Origin of the sequence: Microbacterium sp. (assembly GCF_047602155.1) — a bacterium.
In the GTDB taxonomy this organism is placed as follows: Bacteria; Actinomycetota; Actinomycetes; order Actinomycetales; family Microbacteriaceae; genus Microbacterium.
In genome coordinates this window covers 1,921,258-1,944,706 of the sequence record NZ_JASGHZ010000001.1, presented here as the reverse complement: position 1 = coordinate 1,944,706, position 23,449 = coordinate 1,921,258, and the positions used below count along the sequence as shown (strand labels likewise).

Here is a 23,449-nt window from a genome sequence, read left to right as displayed (position 1 = left end):
CCGTCAGCGCGGATAGACCGTGAAACCCGCGGCGGCGGCGTCACCGGCAGCGACGGGGTAGCCGGCGATCGCGCCGTCGGCGCCGTAGGTGACGGCCGCGCGGATCGGCCCGGCACCGTCCGCCGGCTCGATCCGGTACACGACGCCCTGCTCGACCGGCACGGTCGCCGCGCCGCCGGCCGGCACGGCGACCTCGATCGCAGACCCCGACTCCGCCCGCACGGTGACCGTCTGCGCGTCGCCGTCGGAGAACAGCGTGAGGACAGGGTTCGCACCGTCGGCCACCGCGACCAGGCTCGCCGCCGTCAGCGCGCCCGCCGCGGCGAACCAGCCGAAGTCACTCCCCGCGCCGAAGCCGCTCGTGGCCCACACGGCGCCGGTCACGGGAGCCGTCGCCTCGACGACGACGGTGTAGAGGCCGATGTCGAGCCCGGCCAGATCCAGCTGCAGCGGCACCCCGGCCAGCAGCGGCACGGTCTGCGGCGAGCCGACGACGGCCCCGCCGCGGTACACCGTGACGGTCGCCGTCGCGGCGGCGGCCGGCGCGAGCAGCCGCAACAGGGTCGGCACGTTGCTGTCGCCGGCCTCGCCGGGGGCACTCGTGACCGGCACGCCCGGGATCACGATCCGCGACCCCGGCACGACGCTCGCACCCACCTGGTCGACCCCGCCGGGGGTCAGGACCCGCGTCAGGCTCGCCTGCAGCGAGGCCTGCACGGGAGCCTCGGCGGCGGTGATGCGCAGCACGGGGCTCTCCTCCCCGAGGGCGAGCGAGGCCAGCGGAATGACCCGCTGGGTTCCCGCGGCCACGACGATCCCGTCGCCGGCGGTCGGGACGACGGGGCCGGTCGCACCGTAGACGGTGATCGTGACCTGTGCGGCGACGTCGCCGGGGTTGGCGAGCACGACGAGGTCGGCGGCGCCGGTGGTGCCGGCTCCCCCGACGAGCCAGGACTCCATCGCCGCACGCGTGCAGGCGGATGCCGCGAACCCGCGCAGATCGTCCGCTTCCAGCGCCGACGAGCCTGCGGCCGCGATGTCGGTCGGCTCGTCGCCGGTCGGCGCGGCGCGGAACGACGCCGGCCCCGTGCCGTCGGCGACGTCCGGCGCGGCGAGCCGTCGTGCGGAGCCGGCCGCCTCGGACGCGGTGACCGCCTGTGCGGCGGCGTCGCTGAGCAGCGCGGCCTGCGCGGAGTCGCGCGCGGTGGCGAGCACCGGGCCGGCACAGGTGGCCACCGAGGTCGTCGCCGACGGCTGCGCCGCGACGGTGACGGCATCGCGGGCGTGCCCGGGCAGCGGCGCGAGCACGGCGCCGATTCCGATGACGACCGCGGCCGCCGTCACGACGGCGCCGGCGATGAGCCGACCGGTGGTGGTCAGCGCGCTCATGAAACACCTCCGGGGCGGCCGACGACACGCGGCATCCGCCGGCTGCGGGCGAGCGAACGTCGCGTCGGCAGCGCCAGCAGGAGCGCCACCACGACGACGCCCCACTGCAGCGCCGCGACGCGGGCGGCCTGCGACGTGGCCGACGTATCGCGCGGGGTGACCGGCACGGCGATGCGCCAGAGCTTGCCCTTGCCCGTGTCGCCGACGATCTCGAGGTCGTCGCGCTGGTCGAGCGAGGTCTCCGCCTCGATGCGGATGGCGCGGGCCGCATCGCTGTCGCCGCCGGCGGTCGTGCCGAGCAGCACGAAGGCGACGCCGTGCGCCGCGAGGTCGGAGACGACGTCGCCGGTCGGGTCGGCGATGAGTTCGGCGGCGGCTCGTGCCGCGTCGGCGTCGCCGGCATCCGCCGTCAGGCGCGCGGAGCGCAGGGTCGTCTGCCCGCCGAGGGCGGAGGTCTCGCCCCAGACGACTTCGGCGACGACGCCCCCGTCGGATGCCGGCGTCACGACGAACGTCGCCGTGCCGAGCCCCGACCTGCCCTCCTGCTCGACGTACGCGGGGAGGGTGCTGCTCGGCCCGTCGGTCAGCGCCGACGCGCCGCGCGGCAGTGCCGTGAGCGCGGGCACCGCACTCACGGCGAGCACGACCATCGCGAGCGCGGCCAGCGGCGTGCGCACCCGGAGCCGGCCGGGCAGGGCGTCGAGCGTGAGCGCGGCGGCGCCCAGCAGCGCGAGCCAGTACAGGCTCAGCGCGGCCCCCGGCCACACCGGGACCGGGGTGGCGACGTCGACCGTGACCGTGATCCCGACGGCGAGGCTCGCCACCCCGAGGCCGAGCACCGCCGCGAACAGCAGCACGGCGGCCGCCGCCCCGCGCGCGAGCAGGGGGGCCGCCAGCGCGAGCAGCAGGACCGGCAGCGTGAGGAGCACCATCCACTGCGCGACGGACGCGTCGGCGAACCCGGTCCAGCCGGAAGAGCTCGGGAAGCCGAGCGCGAGCAGCATCCGCCGCGCGGGGTCCGTCGCGGCATCCCCCGCGAGCGGAACACCGGGGTCGGCCAGCAGCGCCCACGGATCACCGGTCGTGAAGCGATGCCACGCCAGCGGCGCGAACACGACGACCGCCGGCACGGCGAGCCAGACGACCTGGGCGATGCCGTGCCCGCGCACGCGCACCGCGGTGAGCACGACCGCGACGAGCCACAGGATGAGCAGCGCGGGCGCGAGCGAGGGCGCGCACGCGAGGATGACGGCGGCGGCGAGCGAACCGACGGCGGCGGCGCTCCACGAGCGGTGCGCGACGGCGCCGGTCCACAGCAGCCAGGGCAGCGCGAGGTGCGCGATCACGACGGTCGGCCGCCCCGACACGAGGGCGTCGAGCAGGCTCGGCGCGAGCGCCCAGCCGACCGCGACGACGGCGCGCACGCCGCTGCGGTCGGTGAAGCGGGTCGCGGCGAACCAGCCGCCGAGGGCGGCCAGCGGCAGCGCGCAGACCCACAGCACGACGATCGTGCGCGAGGGCTCGAGCGGCCACAGCGACCCGAGCACGGCGATGACGGCGCTGAACGGGTCGGCGGGGCCGCTGGTCGCCCAGCCGAGCGGGCGCCAGCCCGCCGCCGCGTCGGCCCAGAGCTGACCGAGGGTGGCGCGCAACGGCGCCAGCGCGCCGCCGCCGAGCACGGGCCAGGTCAGCAGCGACAGGAACGCGATGACCGAGACGAGGAGGGCACCCAGGACGATCCAGGCGCCCCCGCCGCTGAAGAACCGCAGCTCGCCGCGGCCCGGTCCGAGCACGACGTCGTCGTCGAGGCGCTGCCGCAGCTGACGCCCCGTCACGCGCAGGGGGGCCAGCTGCGCCCACGAGACACGGCGCCCGCTGCGGATGCCGCGGCGCGCCCGCGCGACCGATCCGAACCGCGTCATGGCGACCGCCGCTGCGCCCCACTCCGGCAGGATCTCGGCCGGGTGCTTGGCCAGCAGCAGCAGGGCGGTGCGCAGCAGGGCGAGCGGCAGGAACGACAGCCAGTGCAGCGGCACCGCGGCCGCCGGCGCGTAGACGAGGCGCCGGTGCAGCTGCGCGGTGCGCTTGGCGTACGCGCGACGCATGCCGCCACGGGGCGGGCCTGCGACGGCGATGAGCGCGAGCGGCGCCAGCACGATGCGGCCGCCCCGCAGGCGTGCGCGCACCCCGAGGTCGAGGCCCTCGTCGGCGCCGGCGAGCGCGGGGTCGATCCCGTGCAGCTCGCGCCAGGCGTCGGCGCGGACGAGCAGGCCGCGGTGGTCGGCGCCGAGCACGTCTTCGCGACCGTCGTGCTGCCCCTGGTCGTGCTCGCCGTCGGCGAGGCCGACCGCGCGCCCGAGCGCCGTCATCGACATCCCGAACGAGACGATCCGGTCGTTGTCGTCGGAGCGGACGAGCTTCGGCACGGCGACGGCGACCGACGGCGAGCTCTCCAGCGCGGCCGTCAGCCGCAGCAGGGCATCCGCCCCCGGCGTCGACTCCTGGGTGAGCAGCCACACCGCGTCGCCGTCGAGCCGCAGGCCGCCCATCGCGAGAGCCTGCGCGAACGACGTGCCGCGGTCGGCGGCGATGACGCCCTCCGCCGTGGATGCGGCCGCCACGCGATGGGTCTCGGCATCCGCTCCGCAGAGCACGATCGTGAGCGCGTCGATCGGACGGACCTGCGCGGTGAGCGCGGTCAGCGTCCGTTGCAGGTGAATGTCGGTGTTCGCGCGCCCGTCGGGGCGCACGACCAGCAGCGCGTGTACTCGGGCGGGCATGACGTCGTCAGCCTAGGCGCGGGCGCCGCCGCGCCGCGCAGGCGCGCCCGGAGGTCCCCGATCGGGCCGCCGATTCGCCGCACCGGCGGCATCCGTTCACCTCATTCGCCTGGCACTCGTTGCGGAATGCCGCACCGCGAAGCCACAACAACTGCCACCTCTCCACGAGGGTTAGGGACGTCACACCCATTCACCTGGCACTCGTTGCGGAATGCCGCACCGCGAAGCCACAACAACTGCCACCTCTCCACGAGGGTGGGAATGCCACGCCCGTTCACCTGGCACTCGTTGCGGGATACCGCGCCCCGAGGCCACACCAATTGCCAGCCCTTCGCGATGGCTCGGGATGGCACGGCGTCCATCTGGCACTCATTGCGACATCCCCCGACGCGAAGCCATGAGGGCAGGGGGCGAGGATGCGCGCGCTCAGGCGCGGCGCTTGAGCTTGCGCCGCTCGCGCTCGCTGAGGCCGCCCCAGATGCCGAACCGCTCGTCGTTGCGCAGCGCGTACTCGAGGCATTCGCCGCGCACGTCGCACGAGGTGCAGATGCGCTTGGCGTCGCGGGTCGAGCCGCCCTTCTCGGGGAAGAACGCCTCGGGATCGGTCTGCGCGCACAGCGCGTCGGCCTGCCAGGCCAGTGCGCTGTCTTCGTCGGCGGGGGCGGGGCGACGTACCCCGGGGACGCCGAGATTGACCGGGTCGACAAACCAGTTGTCGGGGGCGCCGGAGCGGTAGCCCGTCATATCGCTGTCTCCCTGAATTCGCGTCACGCCGATGCGCGTGTTGGAATAATTACACCCTTGTCATTCCCCGCGGTCAAGTCGCAGATCGTAAACCCTCAAGGCCTGATTGAAGCTTTCTCGCGCCGCTCCGGCGTGTCGCACCCCGCACACCTGTCACATTCCGGCTTCGCTGCCGCGCATGACCCCGGATGCCGCCAACTCCGCCGCGCCCGGCAGCCCCGGCATCCGCGGCGTCGACACCCTGTACCCGGTACCCGGTACCCGGTACCCGGTACCCCCAGCCTCCGCAAACTTGCCACAACTCGGGCCCAACAGCACCCCGTCACCCCGGATACAGCCAACTCCGCCACCGCCCCGGGCACCCCCAGCATCCGCAACGTCGACACCCGGCATCCCCAGCCTCCGCAAACTTGCCACAACTCGGGCCCAACAGCACCCCGTCACCCCGGATACCGCCAACTCCGCCACCGCCCCGGGCACCCCCAGCACCCGCACACCTGCCACGTTCCGGGCCCAACACCACCCCGTCACCCCGGATGCCGCCAACTCCACCGCGCCCGGCAGCCCCCAGCACCCGCACACCTGCCACGTTCCGGGCCCAACACCACCCCGTCACCCCGATACAGCCAACTCCGCCGACACCCCGCACCCCCCAGCACCCGCACACCTGCCACGTTCCGGGCCCAACACCACCCCGTCACCCCGGATACCGCCAACTCCGCCGACGCCTACACCCCCAGCACCCGCGCACCTGTCACGTTCCGGGCCCAACACCACCCCAAGACCCCGGATACAGCCAACTCCGCCGACGCCGGGCACCCCCAGCATCCGCACACCTGTCACGTTCCGGGCCCAACACCACCCCGTCACCCCGGATACCGCCAACTCCGCTGATCGGGGCGGGGCGGATCGGGTGAGGCCGGGCTGGGAGAGGCGGAGCGGATGAGGGGAGGCCGGGTGAGAGCGGGTCAGGGGAGGCCGGGCTGGGCGAGGAACAGCTCGCCGGCACCGTCCGCGCGCACGACCGGCTCCCCCACGAGGCACACCGCGTCGCCCGGGGCGAGCGTCGCCGACGCACCACCCGCCGACACCGTCACCTCGCCGACGGTCGCCAGCACGATGGCGGGACCCCGCAGCGCGAACTCGACCGGAGCCGACACGTCGGCGTGCGTGAGGGCGAAGTCGGGCACCGGCGGCACGAACTCGACGGCACCGGGCGCCACCGGCCGGGGTTTCACGACCGGCGCCGGGCCGGGGCGCGCGTCGAGCACGTGCAGGAGCTCGGGCACATCGACGTGCTTGGGCGTGAGACCGCCGCGGAGGACGTTGTCGCTCGCGGCCATCAACTCGACCCCGAGCCCCCGCTGGTAGGCGTGCAGCACCCCCGCGGGGGCGAACAGCGCCTCGCCGCGACGCAGCGTGACGAGGTTCATCAGCAGCGCGACGATGAGCCCGGCATCGCCGGGGAAGTCGGCCGCCGCCGCCCGCAGCACGGCGACCTCGCCGAAGCCGCCGAAGTCATCGAGGACGCCGACGCCACCAACCTCGCCGCCACCACGCGCACCGCCGCCACCGCCAACCTCGCCGCCACCACGCGCACCGCCGAAGCCGCCGGCCTGCCCGCCACCGCCGCCAGCGGGCCCATCGACACCGCCCGCACCAACCCCGCCCCCGTCGACACCGCCCGCGCCAACCCTGCCCGCGGCATCCAGCGCCGCGACCAGCCCCGCGACGACCCCGGCATCGGCCTCGGTCAGCGCCCACGCGACCGCGTCGCGGAGCACCGCCTCGTCCTCCCGCCCGTCGTCGGCGAGTCGCGCCGCGATCGGCGCCGCCCCGGGCCCAGAGCCTCCACCAGCCGCCGCGTGTCCTCGAGCGGGCGCAGCCCGACCAGGGCAAGGAACTCGTCGCTCAGCGCGACGATGATCTCGGGTTTGTGGCGGGCGTCGCGGTAGAGGCGGTCGGCGGCGTCGCGCGGGATGCCGGCATCCTCCTCGCGCGCGAATCCCTCCAGGGCCTGCGCGGCCGTCGGGTGCGCCTGGATCGACAGCGACGACCCGGCGGCGAGGAGCTTGAGCAGGAACGGCAGCGGCTCCTGACCGGCCGATGCGAGGGCATCGGCGAGCGTCCGACCGTCGGCGGTCACGGCCGGGCTGCCCGGGTGGTCGCCGTACCAGATCTCGGCCTCCGGGGCACCGGTCGGCACGCGTCCCACGAGCGCCGGGATCAGCTCCACAGAGCCCCACGAGTAGTCGCGCGGGGTGTTCGAGATCGGGATCAGCACGCCCCCAGCCTAAATGCCTCGCCACGGTACCCTGATCTGACAATGGCCATCCACACGCAGCATCCCGTCGCGGCGCCGCCGTCGGCGCCGATCCGGGAGAAGACGGCGCACCTCTTGCTGCGCGGCTGGTGCATCTTCGTCGTCGCCGGCGCGCTCGCGGGCACGTCGTGGCTGATGGTGCTCGGCGAGGCCGGCACGGCGATCGTCGCGTACGGCTCGGGGCTGGTCTCGCTGGCGCTGTGGTTCGTCGTGCGGCCCGAGGTCCAGTGGCGCCGGCTGCCCTGGTTCGCCGTGGCCTATGTCGGCTGGGCGGCGTGCTCCCTGCTGTGGACCGCCTACGCCGCAGCCACGCTGCTGACGCTGCTGCTGCTCGTCTCGACGACCGTGCAGGCGATGTTCGTCGGTTCCGTGCTGACGTGGCGCGAGCTCGTGCGCGCCACGGCGTCGGCGCTGAAGTGGATTCTCGCGCTGTCGATCGTGTTCGAGCTGTGGGTCTCGCTCGTGTGGGGCGGGCCGATCCTGCCGCAGTTCGTCCGCCCCGACGGGCCTGTGGGCGACCCCATCGTCTACTGGTCGCGCGACAACCTCTTCGACGGCGGCCGCATCCAGGGTCTGTTCGGCAACGCCAACCCGCTCGCGTACGTGGCCCTGCTCGGCATGATCGTGTTCGCGATCCGGTTCGCCGCGCGCGCCCCGCGGCGCACGCTGTTGGCGGCGTGGTTCGCCCTCGCCGCGTTCCTGTTCGTGCGGGCGGGGTCGGCGACGGCGTGGCTGGCGGCGGCCGGGGTCGTCGTGGTGCTCGTCACGGCGCTGCTCATGCGCACGACCGCCCGCCCGGGCGGGCGGCTGCGGTTCTCCCTCGCCTACCTCGCCGTGGGCGCCGGCGGACTCGCCGCCCTGTGGTTCGGCCGCGACACGGTCTTCGCCGCGCTGGGCCGGTCGTCGGATCTCACCGGCCGGGAGCGGATCTGGGGCGCCGTGTGGGACAGGGCGATCGAACGCCCGGTCACCGGATGGGGATTTTCCACGCCATGGATGCCGGCCGATCCCGCGTTCGACGGCTGGATCGTCGATCACGGCCAGACGGTCATGCAGGCGCACAACATGTGGCTCGACGTCTTGTTCCAGCTCGGGGTCGTGGGCCTGTTCCTCGTCGGGCTGACCTTCCTCGCGTACCTCTGGCGGTCATGGTTCTTCGCGATCGACCGGCCGCGCTGGGATCTCGTGGCCGACCGCCCCTACTCGGCCATCACGCTGCTGCCGACCCTCGTCGCGGCGGTACTGCTCGTGCAGGGGCTCACCGAATCGGCGCCGCTGCTGGCGTGGGGATGGTTGTTCCTCGTCATGCTCGCCTTCAAGATCAAGCAGGCGCCGCTGGTCGGCCGCGGCCCGTCGGAGCAGCGTCTGACCGGCGAGCAGGGCGAGCGGCTCGGATGACCCCATGACACCCGCCGCCACCCAGCCCGCCGACGGCGCACCCGGGGCGCCCGGCACCCTGACGCGCGTGCTCGGCTCCGCCGACCTCGCCCGCGCGTTCACGCTCGCGACCTTCGCCGCACTCGTCGGCACGCACCTGATCGAGCGCGTGGCCGGCATCGTGACCCTGCGGACGGTCGTCACGGGGCTGTGCGCCATCGCGCTGGCGATGCTGGTGGCCCGCCGCGCGGAGATCGCGTTTCTGCGACTCGTGCCGATCACGCTGCTGGCGCTCGTGACGTGGGCGCTGGCGAGCGTGTTCTGGAGCACCGATGCCACGATGAGCTTCGGCCGCTGGCTCGCGATGCTCGCGGTCGCCCTCCTCGCCGTGACGGTCGGTCACGTGCGCGACACGCTGCAGACGGTGCGGGCGCTCGGCGACGTGCTGCGCGTCGCCCTCGGGCTGTCGCTGGGGCTCGAGATCCTGTCCGGCATCCTGCTGGACATCCCGTTGCGCTTCCTCGGCATCCAGGGCAACATCGCCGCGCTGGGACCGATCCAGGGCATCTTCGGCACGCGCAACATGCTGGGGTTCGTCGCCGTCGTCGCGATGATCACCTTCGCCATCGAGATGCGTACGCATTCGGTGCGGCCCGGCACCGCGGCGGCCTCGCTGACCCTCGCCGCCGCGCTCGGGCTGCTGTCGGCGTCGCCGACGGTGCTCATCCTCGCGGTCGTCGTCGGCGTCGCGACGGCCGCCCTGACGCTCGTGCGTGCCGTCCCGCCTCAGCGGCGCACGCGCGTGCAGTGGATGCTGGCCGCCGCCGTGGCCACGGCATCCGTCGCGATGTACCTGCAGCGCAGCCGTGTCATCGAGATGCTCGGCGCGACCGACGATCTGCGGATGCGCACCAACCTGTGGGCGCTCGCACAGTACTTCGCCGGGCGGATGCCGGTGCAGGGCTGGGGCTGGTACGGGCCGTGGGAGCGCAGCGAGCAGCCGTTCTTCACGATCAACCAGCTGCTCGGGCAGAACCACACGACGGCGCTGAACGCCTACGTCGACGTGCAGCTGCAGCTGGGCTGGGTGGGCCTGCTGCTGCTCATCGCGTTGGGCGGCATCGCGCTCGTGCGGTCGTGGATCATCGCGAGCCGGCGACGCTCCATCGTGTACGCCTGGGCGCCCCTCATGCTCGTCACCCTCGCGACCACGAGCGGCTTCGAGTCGGTCGCCCTGTTCGGGCTGGGCTGGATGCTGCTCGTGCTCTGCGCCGTGCGCGCCGGGCAGTCGCGCTCGTGGCGCGATCGCCTGGGCGGACCGGAACGGGCGGGCGGCCTGCCCACGGGCGCCGTCAGCCTGCCGGGGTAGGATGTTCGGGTCATGACCCTCCCCGCCTCGCGTCCCGCCGCAGCCCACGACGAGCAGTTCGCGCCCGCCGACGCGACCATCGCGATCGTCACGTTCAACCGCTCCGCGCTGCTGACGCGCCTGCTGACGAGCATCACGGCAATGGACCCGAAGCCCGGCCACGTCGTCATCGTCGACAACGCGTCGACCGACGACACGACGGATGTGGTGGAGTCGTTCCGCGACGGCATCGGCACCGAGATCGTGTACCGGCGGCTCGACACCAACACCGGCGGCTCGGGCGGGTTCAGCGAGGGCATGCGCATCGCGTACGAGTTGGGCTCCACCTGGATCTGGGTCATGGACGACGACGTCGAGGTGCTCCCCGACGGTCTCGCCAAGATGGGCAAGTGGGCGCCGCGGTTCCGCTCCATCCAGGGGCGCCGTTACGACTTCGACGGCAGCGAGTTCTACTGGCAGTACCGCATCGCCGAGCGCCTCGGCATCCCGATCCCGTTCGCCCCGTCGGGGTTCGACGCGTCGGGGTACAAGGAGATGAACTCGGGCTGCTTCGAGGGCATGTTCATCCACCGCGACATCGTCGCGCAGATCGGCCTGCCCGACCCGCGGTTCTTCATCTACTGGGACGACCAGACCTACGGCTGGCTCGCCTCGCGCGTGACCACCTCGGTGATCGTGAACGAGTTCGTGCTGCGCCGCACGCGCGAGATCAAGCAGTGGGACATGGGCATCCGCCACATGAACGCGTCCTCGAACGCCTACCGGTACTACATCATGCGCAACCGGGCGCTGATCAAGCGCTACTACCGGTCGCTCGGGGTCTATCAGCCGGTGCTGTTCGGCCTGGGTACGGCGCTGACCTTCACCAAGGAGCTCATCCGGCTGCTGTTCGTCGAGCGCACCGTCCGCGGCACGTCGAACCTGTTCCGCGGGCTGCGCGACGGGCGCGCCATCGCCCGCGACCCGCAGTGGCAGCCGATGCCGCCGCTTGCGGTCGGCTGACTGAGCGCGACACTCTCGGTTCGCGTCGATCAGCCGCCCGCGTGGTCGGCGTTGTAGGCGTCGAGCACGTCGGCGATCGGCGCATCGAGTTTCAGCACGCCCTTGTCGAGGTACAACCCACGGGTGCAGAACCGGCGCAGATCCTTCTCGTTGTGACTGACGAAGAAGAGCGTCCGCCCCTCCGCGAGCAACTCGTCGATGCGGCGGTAGCACTTCTCGCGAAACGCCTTGTCGCCGACCGCGAGCACTTCGTCCACGAGCAGCGTCGGTTCATCCAGCTGCGAGACGACGGCGAACGCGAGGCGTACCTTCATGCCGTTCGACAGGTGCTTGTAGGGCATGTCGACGAAATCGGCGATCTCGGCGAAGGCGATGATGTCGTCGAAGCGGCGCGCGACCTCGGCCTTCGACATCCCGTGCAGGCCCGCCGTCAGCCGCACGTTCTCCCGCACGGTCAGGTCGCCGACGAAGCCGCCGGTGATCTCGATCAGCGGTGCCACTCCCCCGTGCACCGTCACCGATCCCTCGTCGGGCAGCAGTACACCGGCCACGAGTTTGAGCAGCGTGGACTTGCCCTGTCCGTTGCGGCCGACGACACCGATGGCCTCGCCCCGCCGCACCGTGAACGACACATCGCGCAACGCCCAGAACTCGCCGGGCAGGGTGCGGCGCGCCCGCCCGGCGAACAGATCCTTGATGCTGCGTCGCCCGCGCCGGTTGCGCCGGAAGCGCACACCGAGCCCGGTGACCGTGATGGCTGCGTCCGTCATCACAGCTCCTTCAGCACGGCGGGTTCGAGGCGCCGGAAGACGACGACGCCGAGCAGCAGGATGCCGATGCTCATCGCCGCGCCGACGACCACCGCGAGCGTGTCCCACTCCTGCGGGAACAGCCCGACGCGGTACAGCGTGAAGATGCCCGCGAGAGGGTTGCACACGGCCAGCTCCCGGAACACGCCGGGCAGGTCGGTCACGCCGTAGATGATCGGGGTCGCGTAGAACAGCGCCCGCAGCACGAGCCGGGTCGTGCGCTCCAGGTCGCCCCACAGCACGCACAGCGGTGCGACGAGCAGCCCGAGCCCGACCAGCAGGACGGCCTGCAGGACGACGGCCACCGGCAGCAGCAGCAGGCCCCACCCGGCGCTGCCGCCGGCGAAGACGGCGAACAGGGCGAGCACCGGCAGCGAGAAGAGGAACTCGACCCCCTTGCTCAGCACGATCCGGTTCACCCAGATCGAACGCGGTATGGCGGTCGAGCGCACCAGCCGCGCATCCTTGTTGAAGGCCCGGGTGAAGTCGGCGACCGCCGAGTTGAACCACATCCAGGGCAGCAGCCCGGAGACGAGGAACACGATGTACGGCTGCGCGCCGATGTCGCCGCGCTGGAAGACCTGCGTGAAGACGAACCAGTAGATGGCGCTCATGACGAGCGGGTCGAGCACCGACCACAGATATCCGAGCGCGCTCGTCGAATAGCGCACGCGCAGATCGCGCGCCGACAGCAGCCACAGCGAGTGGAGGTAGCGCCGGGGCGAGCCCGGAGCGCCGACGACGGCGGTGGTCACGATGTCGAGTCTATGAGGTGTACGTCACCCGAGCTGGTTGTGCCACATCGACAGCGCGGAGCCGATGGCCATGTGCATGTCGAGGTACTGATAGGTGCCCAGGCGCCCGCCGAACAGGACGCCGTCCTCCCCCTTGGTGAGCTCGCGGTAGGCGAGCAGGCCGGCCCGGTCGCCGGCCGTGTTGACCGGGTAGTAGGGCTCGTCGTCGCGGGTCGCGAACCGGGAGAACTCTCGCATGATGACGGTGCGGTCGGTCGGGTACCGGTCGGCGCGTTCGGGGTGGAAGTGCTTGAACTCGTGGATGCGGGTGTACGGGATGCCGGCATCCGCGTAGTTCATGACGCTCGTGCCCTGGAAATCGCCCACCTCGAGCACCTCTTCCTCGAAGTCGAGGGTGCGCCACCCCAGCTCGCCCTCCGCATAGTCGAAGTACCGATCGACCGGGCCGGTGTACACGATCGGAACCTGCCCGACGGTGGCCCGCTTGTGCAGCGGCTGCGCCGCGTCGAAGAAGTCGGTGTTCAGCCGGACCTCGATGTTGGGGTGATCGGCCATCCGCTCCAGCCACGCGGTGTAGCCGTCGGTGGGCAGACCCTCCCACGTGTCGTTGAAATAGCGGTTGTCGTAGGTGTACCGCACCGGCAACCGGCTGATCACCTCGGCCGGCAGATCCTTCGGGTCGGTCTGCCACTGCTTGGCGGTGTAGTCGCGGATGAACGCCTCGTACAGCGGCCGGCCGATCAGTCCGATCCCCCGCTCCTCCAGGTTCTGCGCCGTCTTCGGGTCGAACTCGCCCGCCAGTTCGTGCACGAGCGCGCGCGCCTGGTCGGGGGTGTATGCGGCCTGGAAGAACTGGTTGATCGTCCCCAGGCTGATCGGCAGCGGGAACACCACCCCGTTGTGGTTCGTGTACACCCGGTGCACGTAGTCGGTGAAGGTCGTGAACCGGCTGACGTACTCCCAGACCGCGGCGTTGGAGGTGTGGAACAGGTGCGCGCCGTAGCGGTGCACCTCGATGCCCGTGGTCGGCTCGTCCTCGCTGTAGGCATTGCCGCCGATGTGATGACGGCGGTCGATGACCGTGACCTTCCGGCCGGCCGACGCTGCACGCTCAGCGATGGTGAGTCCGAAGAAACCCGAGCCGACGATGAGGAGGTCCATAGGTGTCAGGCTTCCGATCCCGAGGCGAACATCCGATCAGTGTACTCAGTCTCCTGCTGCGGGTTCCCCCGCCGCCGCGTCTTTGCGGGGCGCACACGGGAATGCGGTGGATCACGCGTGCGTCTTCAGGACCGCGCAGTTCACGAGCATTCCACCGAACCAGGTCGGAGAGGCTCCGAGGTTGGCTACGGCGTCTGCGTTCGGTTGGTCGGCGCACCATTCGCGCGCGTGGGCGATCGCGCTGCGCCACGGCCAGTGGTCCTGCCTCGGCGTCGCGGCGCGCAGATCCACGAGCATCGGGATGAGCACAAGGGCGAGCACGCCCCCGGCCAGGTTCCTCCGGCTGACGGTGGCGGGCACTCGGGCGACGAATGCGTCGACGGCGATGAGCACCGCGATCATCATCAGCGCCGCCGGCACCACCGCGTATCGCATGCCCACGAGCACGGCTTCGGTGGGCGCGTCCGCAATGGCGTACCACTGCACGTAGTAGATCACGACGGCCGATGCCAGCGACCCCGCGAAGAAGAGGACGATCCCCCATCGGCGCAGCCTATCGACGCGGGCGGCCGCGACCAGCAGGGCGACGACGGCAAGCAACGCCGACCATCCCGCCGCCTGCCCGAGGAGAGACCAGGCGTGCTGCGAGCCGGACACGCCGGTCAGCCCGGTCAATGCGACCCGGATCGAGTAGGTCTCGCCGAACTCGATGATGCTCGGATGAGTCTGACCGATCTGACGCGCGTCCGATGCTCCGAGGAGCCCGCCCACGACGGCGCACGCCTGGACGACTCCGGCGGCCAGGGCCGCGCCGACGACGCCGCGATCCCGGCCGGACGGAAGCAACCACCACCGCACGACGAACAGGGGGATCAGGAGCAGCCCTAGCGCGTCGCTGGTGATCGCGGCGAAGATCGCAATGGCCTGCACGATCGCGATGCGACGGGAGGTGGATGCCGTCAGCAGCACACAGACGGCGGTGATGAGCAGATACCAGTGCAGATTCGCGAGGTTGTTCGGCACCTCGCCACCCATCGTCGGCAGCACGATGCAGACCAGCCACGCCGCGAGCCGCAGGGGCACCGCCGCGATCCGCGACTCGAGCATGATGTAGCAGAGCACGGCGAGTGCGGCCGTGATCACGGCCGCCACGAAGGTGATCGCCACCGGGAGCACCTCCAGCGGCACCCATGCCACGGCGAAAGCCGCGACTCGCGGCACCAGGTGGAAGTATCCGGAATAGGGCGCAATCAGCGACGCCCAGGAGTCGTTCAGGGCACCGCTCGCGAAGATCGTGCCGTCCTCAGCCCACAGGACATTCCACTGTGAGCGCGGAGTACGCGCCAGCGACAGCACGGCGCCGAGAACGAGCAGCACCCCCAGCAGCGCCCGGCGCTGCACGCCGGTGAATGTCGGCGGGTGCGGTCGAGGGTAAATCGCCTGTGCAACGCGCGCCATTCGGATCCGCACAAATGAAGAGCGTAGTACGAACCCACCATGACTCTCGACATGCGCATTGCCCACTGGCGACCCCTCGGTTCGTCCTTCCCGAGGTGCGCGCGCGGGGCACCGTATGATCGTCTCCATGAGCGATGCACATCGCGGTGGGCGCCGCCTCGCAGCGGCCGCCGTCCGCCGGGTGCGACGCGCAGCGGAACGCTCTCGCGCCCGCCTCTCGCGAAGCTCACGCATCCGCCGCGGGACGCTCAACTGGGCTCTCAAAATCAGTTCACCGGCCGATGCTTCTGCGTTTCGCTGGGGCGACACGGCGTTCGCCGCTGACCTGGCCGTTGCTCTGCGTGCGCGGGGACAATCCGTGTCGATCGACCACCTCGGCGCGCCACAGCGTCCGGACTCGCACCAGGACGACGTCGTCCTGGTGCTGCGGGGTCTGCACCGCATCGAGCCAACCGCTGGCGCGATCAACTATCTCTGGATCATCAGCCATCCGGACGCCGTAGGTGATGAAGAACTCGCCCTCGGCTGGAACCGCATCTTCGTCGCCAGCGAGAGCTGGAATCGCTCAGCCGAGGTCGGTGCCACGCCCCTCCTGCAGGCCTCCTCGGCATCCCGGTTCTCCTTGCGTCCCGAGCCGACCGACATTGCCGAGGACGTCCTGTTCGTGGGGACATCGCGGGGTGTGGTGCGCCCTGTGGTGCGCGACGCGATCCGGGTTGGTGCGCACCTGGCGGTGTACGGCCACGATTGGGACCGCTTCATCGACGAACGTTTCGTCCGCGCTGATCATCTCGACTTCGCCTCGGTGCCGGGCGCGTACCGCGCCTCGCGCATCGTGCTCAACGACCATTGGGAGGACATGCGGGCACACGGATTCCTGTCGAACCGGCTGTTCGACGCTGCCTTCGTCGGCGCGCGTGTGATCTCCGATCGCGTCGATGGTATCGATCGCATCTTCGGCGGTCTCGTGCAGACCTACGACAGTCCGGAGAGCCTGCGGCGGCTCCTGACGGAAGAAGCGGCCTGGCCAAGCCTCACCGAGCGGCGCGACCTCGCACGGCGCGTGCGCGCCGTGCACTCCTTCGATGCGCGCGCCGAAACGCTGGTGGATGCCGCCATCGCCGACATTCGCACGCGACGGAACAACTGAGCGTGTCGCGACGCGACCGACGTCGCGGTGAAGCTGGCCCACGCCCTGAAGCACCCCGAGTGTCGATCATCGAGCGTCCCCCTGCGGCCGGCGAGCCCATGCAAACGGACGCGTATCCGTTTCTTCCTGAACTCAGCGGATTGTGCTGTCCGTCTGGACCGCCTGATCGGAGCCGTGCCGCTGCGCGTACGTGAACCCGGTGCGCATCGTGGAGTCGGTCATGATGCTCCGATCTACAGGCCGTGCCCACCTCGTCACGGCAACGAGGCGCTGCCGTGACGACGGTAGACTGCTGGCGACATGCGCCCTCCCTCGACACCTTGCACACCGTGAACCTGATCCATCAGGGTCGTTCCGCCGTGCGACGTGTGGGTTCTGTCGTGCGCCACCCGCGCGCATCGCTGCGGCGGGCTCTCGCGCGTTACGGTGGATTGCCACACTCGGTCGGTACGATCGACAGTCCCACGCCCGAGACGGCGCGGCGCGTGCGCCGCCTCTGGCTGCGCAACGCGTTCTCGCGTGCGCCGATCGTTGATGCCCGCGCCGCTGAGGTCGTGACCATGACCAGCTACGGCCCGCGGCTGGGCGACGCCTGGGTCGCCCTGGAGTCGATCGGCGACGGCACTGCGCTGCCACGTCGGATCATGCTGTGGCTCGACGCACCGCTGGACCGCACGCCCTGGCGCCTGCGCCGGCTGCAGCGGCGCGGGCTCGAGATCCTGCACACCGAACCGGGCTTGGGGGTGCACACCAAATACTGGCCCTACCTGACCACCGCCGCGCTGGAGGGTCCGCTCGTGACGAGCGACGACGATGTCCTCTACCCCGCGCACTGGCTGGCTGCACTGCGAGCCGCCCACTCCCAGGAACCCGAACTGGTGCTCGCGCACCGGACCAAGACGATCCTGATGTCCGGACCGGACGATTTTGCACCCTACATCGAGTGGCCGGTGACCACCGAGACCCTCCCGAGCTATGCGATCTTCGCCACGTCGGTGTCGGGCCAGCTGCTGCCGGCCGCACTGCAGCAGGCCATCCGCGACGACGGCCCGGGTTTTCTCGATGCCGCCCCGGCGGCCGACGACGTGTGGATCCACAGCGCGGCGGTGCGGCACGGGTACCGCACGCGGCAGCTCACCGCGGTCGCCGAACATTGGCCCTTCGTGCCCGGCTCGCAGAAGGTGGCCCTCAACTACAGCAATGTCTTTGGCGGAGAAAACGACCCGCAGTTGCGCAATTCGCACTCCGCGGCAACCCGCGCGCGGATCTGGGAAGACCTCACCCGCGAGAGATGACGCCTCACGCGATCGACGCGACCGGGGAATTGCTGGCACAATCGGGTACCATGCCCTCTCGACCCACGAAAACACCCCGAGTGTCGATCATCGTGCGAACGCGCAACCGTCTGGACCTGCTGGCGCGGGCAATCGACGACATCTTCGCGCAGACCTTCGACAACGTGGAAGTCATCGTCGTCGACGACGCGGATGATGCGGATGACGGCGCCGCGTTCGTCGCCGCGCTGCCGCAAGGTCGCGCTGAGCGCGTTCGCCTCGTCTCACGGGCGGGACAGCAGCACGGCCGGTGGTTGGCCGCGAACTCCGGTCTGGAGGCGGTACGCGGCGAGTTCATCTCCCTCCACGACGACGATGACTACTGGGATCCCGAGTTCCTTGCCCGGACGATCGACTTCCTCGACGCGAACCCTGGTACGCCCGCGGTCTGCTCGCGGACAACCATCGTCATCGAGCGTCCCAATGCGGCCGGCGAGCTCACGCAAACGGACGCGTATCCGTTTCTTCCTGAACTCAGCGGCATCAGCCTGATCGACATGCTGCGCGCCAACCGCATTCCGCCGATCTCGATGCTCTACCGTCGCTCGCTCCACGACGAACTCGGCCCCTACGACTCATCGCTGAGGTACCTCGGCGACTGGGCGTTCTACCTCGCGATCGTCGCGAAACATCCGATCGGACTGCTGGAGGGAGCACCCCTCGCCTTCTGGAGTCTGCGCCCCGAGTCTGTCGGAGACGACAGCAACAGCATCTCCGCGGAGCGCTCGCGCGCCGCGACAGACGACGCGATCCGCGACGCGTTCGTGCGACGCGGCATCGACGACCACGGCATGGCACTGTTCGTGCACGTCGCCCACGAGAGCAAGTGGCTGGACCATCGCCTGACGGGCAGGATCGAATCTGCCCGCGGCTCCCTCGCCGAGCAGTCCGACGGGCTGTCGCAGCAGATCGAATCGCTGGGTGAGCAGTTGTCCGCGATGCAGGCGGAGCTGAGCGCCCTCCGCGAAGAGGTGCACCGTCGCACGAGCGTCACAGACATCCTCACCCGTCCGTTTCGCGGTTTTCGCGCCCGTCCGCGGGCATGACGCCGCCGGGCCGCGTTCTGGCCGGATGGACAGGCGGCAGGATGCTGCACAACGCCGCCGCGGCGGCAGCGGCAGCCGCCGGCGCGATTCTCGCGATCTTCATCTGCTTCCACGGAGTGTCCTCTCTCAACATCAACGGTGACGAATACATCTACGTCAACGCCGGCTGGGACTATGTGCACGGCGATTTCACGGCGAACCTCGAGCATCCTCCGGTGGCGAAGTACTTGTTCGGCCTGGCGCAGCTCGTCGGCGGTCAGGGCGTGGTCGCGCCGCGGGTGCTCGTGGGCATGCTCGTCTTCGCGGGCGCTGCGATCATGTTCGTCTGGCTCCGCCGCGAGCGAGGCCTTGCCGCCGCGACGGTGGCGGCCAGCCTCTGGCTGCTCTCCCCGCGGCAGCTCGACGGATACCGCATCGATCGGGTCGCGCTCTTAGAACCGGTCATGATGTTCTTCGCGATCCTGGCGATGTGGCTCGCGTGGCGCTGGGCGCGACGCCAAAACGGTCATTGGGCGGCGCTCGCTTCCGGCATCGCGATGTCGCTATCGATCACCTCGAAGGTGTCTTCTCTTGCGATCCTCCCGGCATTCGCCGTGCTGCTGGCGATCTTCGCCCGCGGGCGCAGGGCTCTCGTGGGGGCCGGCTTGTTCGCCGCAGGCCTGACCGCGACGGCGGTGGCCGTCTACGTGGGACCCCGACGCGCCGGCCTGCTGTATCTCATCCAGTTCCAAAGCGCGCACAACGCGAACGGCCACGTCGTGTGGATCGCGGGAGCTGCGTACGAGAGCGCACCGTGGTGGGCGCATGCGTGGTATCTGTGGCTCGGCGTGGGGACGCCCATGGTCGTCGTGCTCGCGGTGGGCGTCGGTGCCGCGATCGTCCGGTTGCGCGAACCTCTTGTGCTGTTCCTGGCGTCCGCACTTGCGGGACTGCTCGTCTTCTACCTCGCGGTCGCTCATGTCGCTTTGGCGTTCTACTACTACGCGTTCATGCCCTTCCTCGTCATGCTCGCAGCCATCGGGTTCGCACGGTTGCTGAGCACGCGCCCCGCGCCCCGCATCGGATGGCGCGGCGTGAGCGCATTCGCGCTCGTCGTGCTCACCGCGGTCGGCGTGATCCGGCTCGCCGAGCAGACCGGCGCGATCCGCCCCACCGGCATCGCCGTCGTGCCGGACGTGCTGCGGGAACACGATGCCTCAGGCTCGGTGCTCGTGCTGGCGATCACGCCGAACGCGTACCTTCCGTACCTCGGCGCGGCCGGAACCCAGGATGAGAGCGCCGGCCCCTTCTCCGCGATCGTGATCGGCACAGATCCGCGGTTCCCCCCAGACCAGGCATTGACGAGCGCCCTCGAAGACGAGGCAGGGCTCTACACACTCGTCGTCGAAGACGGGGTCGAGATCTGGTTGCCTCCGTCACCGGTCGTCTACGGCGACGGATCCTTCTCCACCCCTCGCTGAGATCCGCCGATCAACCGGGCCGCGGCGGGGCGACCTTCGCATCGACGTACACCGTGCCGGTCCTCTCCTCGCTCAGCGGGACGTAGAACCGGGCGCCCTGCCAGAGGATGTCAGCGCCGACGCCTTCTTCATCCATCACCTGTGCATTGACGAAATACTGTCCGCCGCCGAACGTGACATCGGGCAGCGAGTAGAGCACGACGGCGGGTCCGGCGGCGGCAGGTCCATGCGTGTCGCCCGTCAGCCTGCGGACACTGGTACCGAGGACCTGCTGCCCCGTGGGCGTGTCGATGCTGAACGACGTCTGCCAGTCGCGATGCGCAACCGCGTGGTTGACGGTGATCTCGATCTGGATGTCGTCGCCCGGGTTCACGTCCTGCACGGGCTCGCCGACCGAATTGAGAACGCGCACGCCCGTCACCGCATACTCTTGCGGAGACTCCGGCTCCGCGGCATTGACCAGCGACTGCCGCTTGCCTTCCATGATCTCGCGGTGCATCTTTGTGGCCTCGGCCGCCGGGCCGATGAACGCCACTCGTCCGTGCTGCAGGACGACACCCTGATCGCAGATGTCCATCACCTGAGCGGCCGAGTGGGAGACCAGGACGATCGTGCGGCCCTCACGCTGGAATTCGCGAATCTTGTCCATGCACTTGCGCTGAAAGGCCTCGTCACCGACGGCAAGTACCTCGTCGACGAGCAGGATATCGGGATCGGTGTGCACGGCGACGGCAAAGGCGAGTCGCACGTACATTCCCGACGAGTAGAACTTCACCTGGGTATCGATGAAGTCGCCGATCTCCGAAAACGCGACGATGCTGTCGAACCGCTCGTCGGTCTGCTCTCGCGTGAGCCCCAGAATCGCGGCATTGAGGTACACGTTGTCACGCCCGGACAGATCCGGGTGGAATCCGGCGCCGAGCTCCAGCAGCGCCGCGAGCCGGCCACGTCGGCGCACTTCTCCGTTCGTCGGCTCGATGATCCCGCCGATGACCTTGAGCAGCGTGCTTTTGCCGGAACCGTTGGGGCCCATCAGAGCGATCGACGCGCCGGCGGGGATCGAGAAGGAAACGTCTTGCAGCGACTGGAACTCCTCCTTGTGCTGCCGCCCGCGACGACCGAGCGTAACGATGCGCTCCTTCAGCGAGTTATCCCTGCGCAGCGCGAATGTCTTGGAGACGCCCTCGATGACGATGATCTCGGGAGCATCGCCGGTGGATGCCACAGTCATGTCACAGCTCCTGTGCAAAATTGCCCTGCAGGCGGGCGAACCCACGCTGGCAGAGGATCAAGAGGATGAGGCCGATAACGAAAGCGATGCTCATGCGCAGCAGCAGGTGCTCCGGAAAATCGGCCGGCGTCGCGGCGGTCCAGAAGGCACGGTGGAACCCGAGCACCGACAAGGTGAGCGGGCTGGCGGTATACACCTCGAGCACCCACGCGGGCAGATGCGCGCGCGCGACGAGATTACCCACCATCGTCCATGCGTAGACGATCGGCGACGCCCACATCGCGAGCATGAGCAGCACCTGGGTGAGGTACTGCACATCGCGCAGGTAGACGTTCAGCGCGGACAGCAGCAGCCCGAGTGCCAGTGCCCACACCAGGATCAGCGCGACGGAGGGGACGACGTACAGCAGATCCCACGACAGCGGCGGTGTGCCCAGCGTAAAGGCCGCCACGCACAGGACGAGCAGTTGCACCCCGAAGGTGAACAGCGCCGATCCGGTCGCTGCGAGGGGGAACACCTCGCGGGGCACGTAGACCTTCTTCACGAGGCCGGAGTTCGCGACGATCGACCCGGTGGCTCCCGAGAGCGTCTCGGAAAAAAGGCCGTAGATGGTGAGGCCAGAGAAGATGTACACCGCGAACCCCGAGATGTTGCCGGCTGCGCCGAGAACCTGCCCCATCACGAGGTAGTAGACCGCCAGCTGAACGAGCGGGTTGATGAGCGTCCACAGCATGCCGAGCACGCTGTCCTTGTATCGCGCTTTGACGTCGCGGCGGACGAGGAGTCCGAGCAACTGGCGATGATCCCAGACGTCGCCAACGGTGCGGAAGAACCCGCCCACGCCCAGACGGGTGGGGGTGACGGGCTGGAGGGGCTGGTCGGCCAATCGATGGAATCGAAGGACGGCGCTCTCGTTCACGTGCTGCTCACAGTGTTTCGCTCAAGACGGAGTGTCGATCATATCGTGCGGGTCTGCGAAACTGCCCGACACGACGCATCCGCTCGTGCGTGGTGAGCCGTCGGTGAGCCAGGAGCCGGGCACGATCGGCGGGTGCGGCGGCCCTCAGCGTCTGCGATGCACGGTGAGCCGGTACACCCTCACCTCGAGCCGCCGGATCGTGTGGAGCAGCCGACACCGCCAGCGCTGGCCGGCGCTGAGCCGCGCCATCTGGGCGGCGACATGGTCCTCATCGGCCCGGTACAGCGCAGCCTCGTCGACGTTACCCACGCTTCGCCGTTCGAGGTCGAGCGTCATCATGCCACCGTACGCACGAGCGGGGGTGATGCCCGCGGCGAGCGAGAGGTCGAATGCGTGCGAGTGCGCCGCAACGATGTCATGGAAGTACGCGGTGCGGCGCGCATCGTGCGACACGCTCTGAGGGTGCTGGATCCAGTAGTACAGGACGTCCGAGCAAGAGGCCACCGTGCGCATTCTCAGGTAGAGGTCCATGGCGACCGCGACATCCTGCGCGAACACGCCCTCCGGGAAGCGGATGCCCTCCCACAGGGCGGCGCGATAGAGCTTGCCCCAGTTCGCCTCACTGAAGTACTGCAGTTCACGGCGCGCAAGCCGCCGGTGCGCGAGGCTGAAGACCTCTTGATAGTGGCGCGCCGGTGCGTCGAAGACAAGGGTGTCCCCGATCGGATCAACGGCGTGCCGCCGCAGTTCGGTCGCCGCCGTGCTGGCGCCGATGTTCCGCCAGCGGCAGCAGCTCATGTCGGCATCCGCGTCGACCAGGATGTGGACCAGACGTTCGACGAGCGTGGGGCGCATCAGATCGTCATTGTCGCAGAACGTGATCAGTTCGCCCGATGCGACGTCGAGTCCGGCGTTCTGCGCGGCCCCGATCCCGGCGTTGGGCTGGTGCACGACTCGCACCCGTTCGTCGCGCTCGGCGAGCCGGTCGCACATCTGTGCGGAAGAATCGGTGGAGCCGTCATCGACGAGCACCACCTCGAGGTTCCGGTACGTCTGACTGAGGATCGACTCGACGGTTGCGACGAGGAACCCGGCGGCGTTGTAGACCGGCACGATGACGGAGACCAGCGGCGACGGCACGC

19 protein-coding genes are annotated in these 23,449 nt (G+C 70.2%); 7 read left to right on the top strand and 12 right to left on the bottom strand.

Annotation, left to right across the window (positions count from 1 at the left end):
- Positions 1 to 3 precede the first annotated feature (3 nt).
- The 5 genes from QM720_RS08740 to QM720_RS08720 form a co-directional block, all read right to left on the bottom strand.
- Positions 4 to 1,389 carry a DUF5719 family protein gene (locus QM720_RS08740; RefSeq protein WP_415125724.1) on the bottom strand — a complete coding sequence of 462 codons (1,386 nt, stop codon included), beginning with the start codon at positions 1,387 to 1,389 and terminating at the stop codon, positions 4 to 6.
- Complete coding sequence (locus tag QM720_RS08735; RefSeq protein ID WP_415125723.1) at positions 1,386 to 4,169, bottom strand: glycosyltransferase; 2,784 nt, start codon at positions 4,167 to 4,169, stop codon at positions 1,386 to 1,388. Before QM720_RS08735 ends, QM720_RS08740 begins: the two co-directional genes overlap by 4 nt.
- Positions 4,170 to 4,595: 426 nt before the next feature.
- Positions 4,596 to 4,913, bottom strand: a complete 318-nt coding sequence (locus QM720_RS08730) for a WhiB family transcriptional regulator (RefSeq protein WP_415125722.1) — start codon at positions 4,911 to 4,913, stop codon at positions 4,596 to 4,598.
- Between the two features lie 968 nt (positions 4,914 to 5,881).
- Positions 5,882 to 6,697, bottom strand: a complete 816-nt coding sequence (locus QM720_RS08725) for a hypothetical protein (RefSeq protein ID WP_415125721.1) — start codon at positions 6,695 to 6,697, stop codon at positions 5,882 to 5,884.
- The gene (locus QM720_RS08720) at positions 6,667 to 7,197 is read right to left on the bottom strand and encodes a type I phosphomannose isomerase catalytic subunit (RefSeq protein ID WP_415125720.1); all 531 of its coding nucleotides are present in this window, start codon (positions 7,195 to 7,197) and stop codon (positions 6,667 to 6,669) included. Before QM720_RS08720 ends, QM720_RS08725 begins: the two co-directional genes overlap by 31 nt.
- Before the next feature lie 42 nt (positions 7,198 to 7,239).
- Here QM720_RS08720 and QM720_RS08715 point away from each other — a divergent pair, with 42 nt between their 5' ends.
- From QM720_RS08715 to QM720_RS08705, 3 genes are read left to right on the top strand one after another with little or no spacing between them, the layout of a single operon-like run.
- The gene (locus QM720_RS08715) at positions 7,240 to 8,634 is read left to right on the top strand and encodes an O-antigen ligase family protein (RefSeq protein WP_415125719.1); all 1,395 of its coding nucleotides are present in this window, start codon (positions 7,240 to 7,242) and stop codon (positions 8,632 to 8,634) included.
- Positions 8,635 to 8,638: 4 nt separating this feature from the next.
- Positions 8,639 to 9,982, top strand: coding sequence for an O-antigen ligase family protein (locus QM720_RS08710; protein ID WP_415125718.1), 1,344 nt, complete (start codon positions 8,639 to 8,641; stop codon positions 9,980 to 9,982).
- 12 nt (positions 9,983 to 9,994) lie between these two features.
- Positions 9,995 to 10,984, top strand: a complete 990-nt coding sequence (locus QM720_RS08705; RefSeq protein WP_415125717.1) for a glycosyltransferase family 2 protein — start codon at positions 9,995 to 9,997, stop codon at positions 10,982 to 10,984.
- A gap of 29 nt (positions 10,985 to 11,013) precedes the next feature.
- Here the strand turns inward: QM720_RS08705 and QM720_RS08700 are convergent, their stop codons facing one another.
- The 4 genes from QM720_RS08700 to QM720_RS08685 all read right to left on the bottom strand — a co-directional run bounded on the left by QM720_RS08700 (position 11,014) and on the right by QM720_RS08685 (position 15,167).
- Positions 11,014 to 11,754: an ABC transporter ATP-binding protein gene (locus QM720_RS08700; RefSeq protein ID WP_415125716.1), complete on the bottom strand. Its 741-nt coding sequence runs from the start codon at positions 11,752 to 11,754 to the stop codon at positions 11,014 to 11,016.
- Positions 11,754 to 12,548, bottom strand: coding sequence for an ABC transporter permease (locus QM720_RS08695; RefSeq protein ID WP_415125715.1), 795 nt, complete (start codon positions 12,546 to 12,548; stop codon positions 11,754 to 11,756). The genes QM720_RS08700 and QM720_RS08695 overlap by 1 nt, the downstream gene beginning before the upstream one ends.
- Positions 12,549 to 12,572: 24 nt before the next feature.
- Complete coding sequence (gene glf / locus QM720_RS08690) at positions 12,573 to 13,709, bottom strand: UDP-galactopyranose mutase (protein WP_415125714.1); 1,137 nt, start codon at positions 13,707 to 13,709, stop codon at positions 12,573 to 12,575.
- 111 nt (positions 13,710 to 13,820) lie between these two features.
- Positions 13,821 to 15,167, bottom strand: coding sequence for a hypothetical protein (locus tag QM720_RS08685; RefSeq protein ID WP_415125713.1), 1,347 nt, complete (start codon positions 15,165 to 15,167; stop codon positions 13,821 to 13,823).
- A gap of 127 nt (positions 15,168 to 15,294) precedes the next feature.
- Between QM720_RS08685 and QM720_RS08680 the strand changes: the two genes are divergently transcribed.
- The 4 genes from QM720_RS08680 (at position 15,295) to QM720_RS08665 (ending at position 20,157) form a co-directional block, all read left to right on the top strand.
- Positions 15,295 to 16,317 (top strand): glycosyltransferase, encoded by a 1,023-nt coding sequence (locus tag QM720_RS08680; protein ID WP_415125712.1) that lies wholly within the window; start codon positions 15,295 to 15,297, stop codon positions 16,315 to 16,317.
- 275 nt (positions 16,318 to 16,592) lie between these two features.
- Positions 16,593 to 17,612, top strand: coding sequence for a hypothetical protein (locus tag QM720_RS08675; protein ID WP_415125711.1), 1,020 nt, complete (start codon positions 16,593 to 16,595; stop codon positions 17,610 to 17,612).
- Positions 17,609 to 18,697: a glycosyltransferase gene (locus QM720_RS08670; protein WP_415127864.1), complete on the top strand. Its 1,089-nt coding sequence runs from the start codon at positions 17,609 to 17,611 to the stop codon at positions 18,695 to 18,697. Before QM720_RS08675 ends, QM720_RS08670 begins: the two co-directional genes overlap by 4 nt.
- Before the next feature lie 41 nt (positions 18,698 to 18,738).
- Positions 18,739 to 20,157, top strand: coding sequence for an ArnT family glycosyltransferase (locus tag QM720_RS08665; protein WP_415125710.1), 1,419 nt, complete (start codon positions 18,739 to 18,741; stop codon positions 20,155 to 20,157).
- Between the two features lie 10 nt (positions 20,158 to 20,167).
- On the opposite strand, the gene QM720_RS08660 is transcribed toward QM720_RS08665, so the two are convergent.
- The 3 genes from QM720_RS08660 to QM720_RS08650 form a co-directional block, all read right to left on the bottom strand.
- Positions 20,168 to 21,388, bottom strand: a complete 1,221-nt coding sequence (locus QM720_RS08660; protein ID WP_415125709.1) for an ABC transporter ATP-binding protein — start codon at positions 21,386 to 21,388, stop codon at positions 20,168 to 20,170.
- Between the two features lies 1 nt (position 21,389).
- Complete coding sequence (locus tag QM720_RS08655) at positions 21,390 to 22,307, bottom strand: ABC transporter permease (RefSeq protein WP_415125708.1); 918 nt, start codon at positions 22,305 to 22,307, stop codon at positions 21,390 to 21,392.
- A 144-nt stretch (positions 22,308 to 22,451) separates the two neighbouring features.
- On the bottom strand, positions 22,452 to 23,420 hold the full coding sequence (locus QM720_RS08650; RefSeq protein WP_415127862.1) for a glycosyltransferase: 969 nt from the start codon (positions 23,418 to 23,420) through the stop codon (positions 22,452 to 22,454).
- Positions 23,421 to 23,449: the final 29 nt, after the last annotated feature.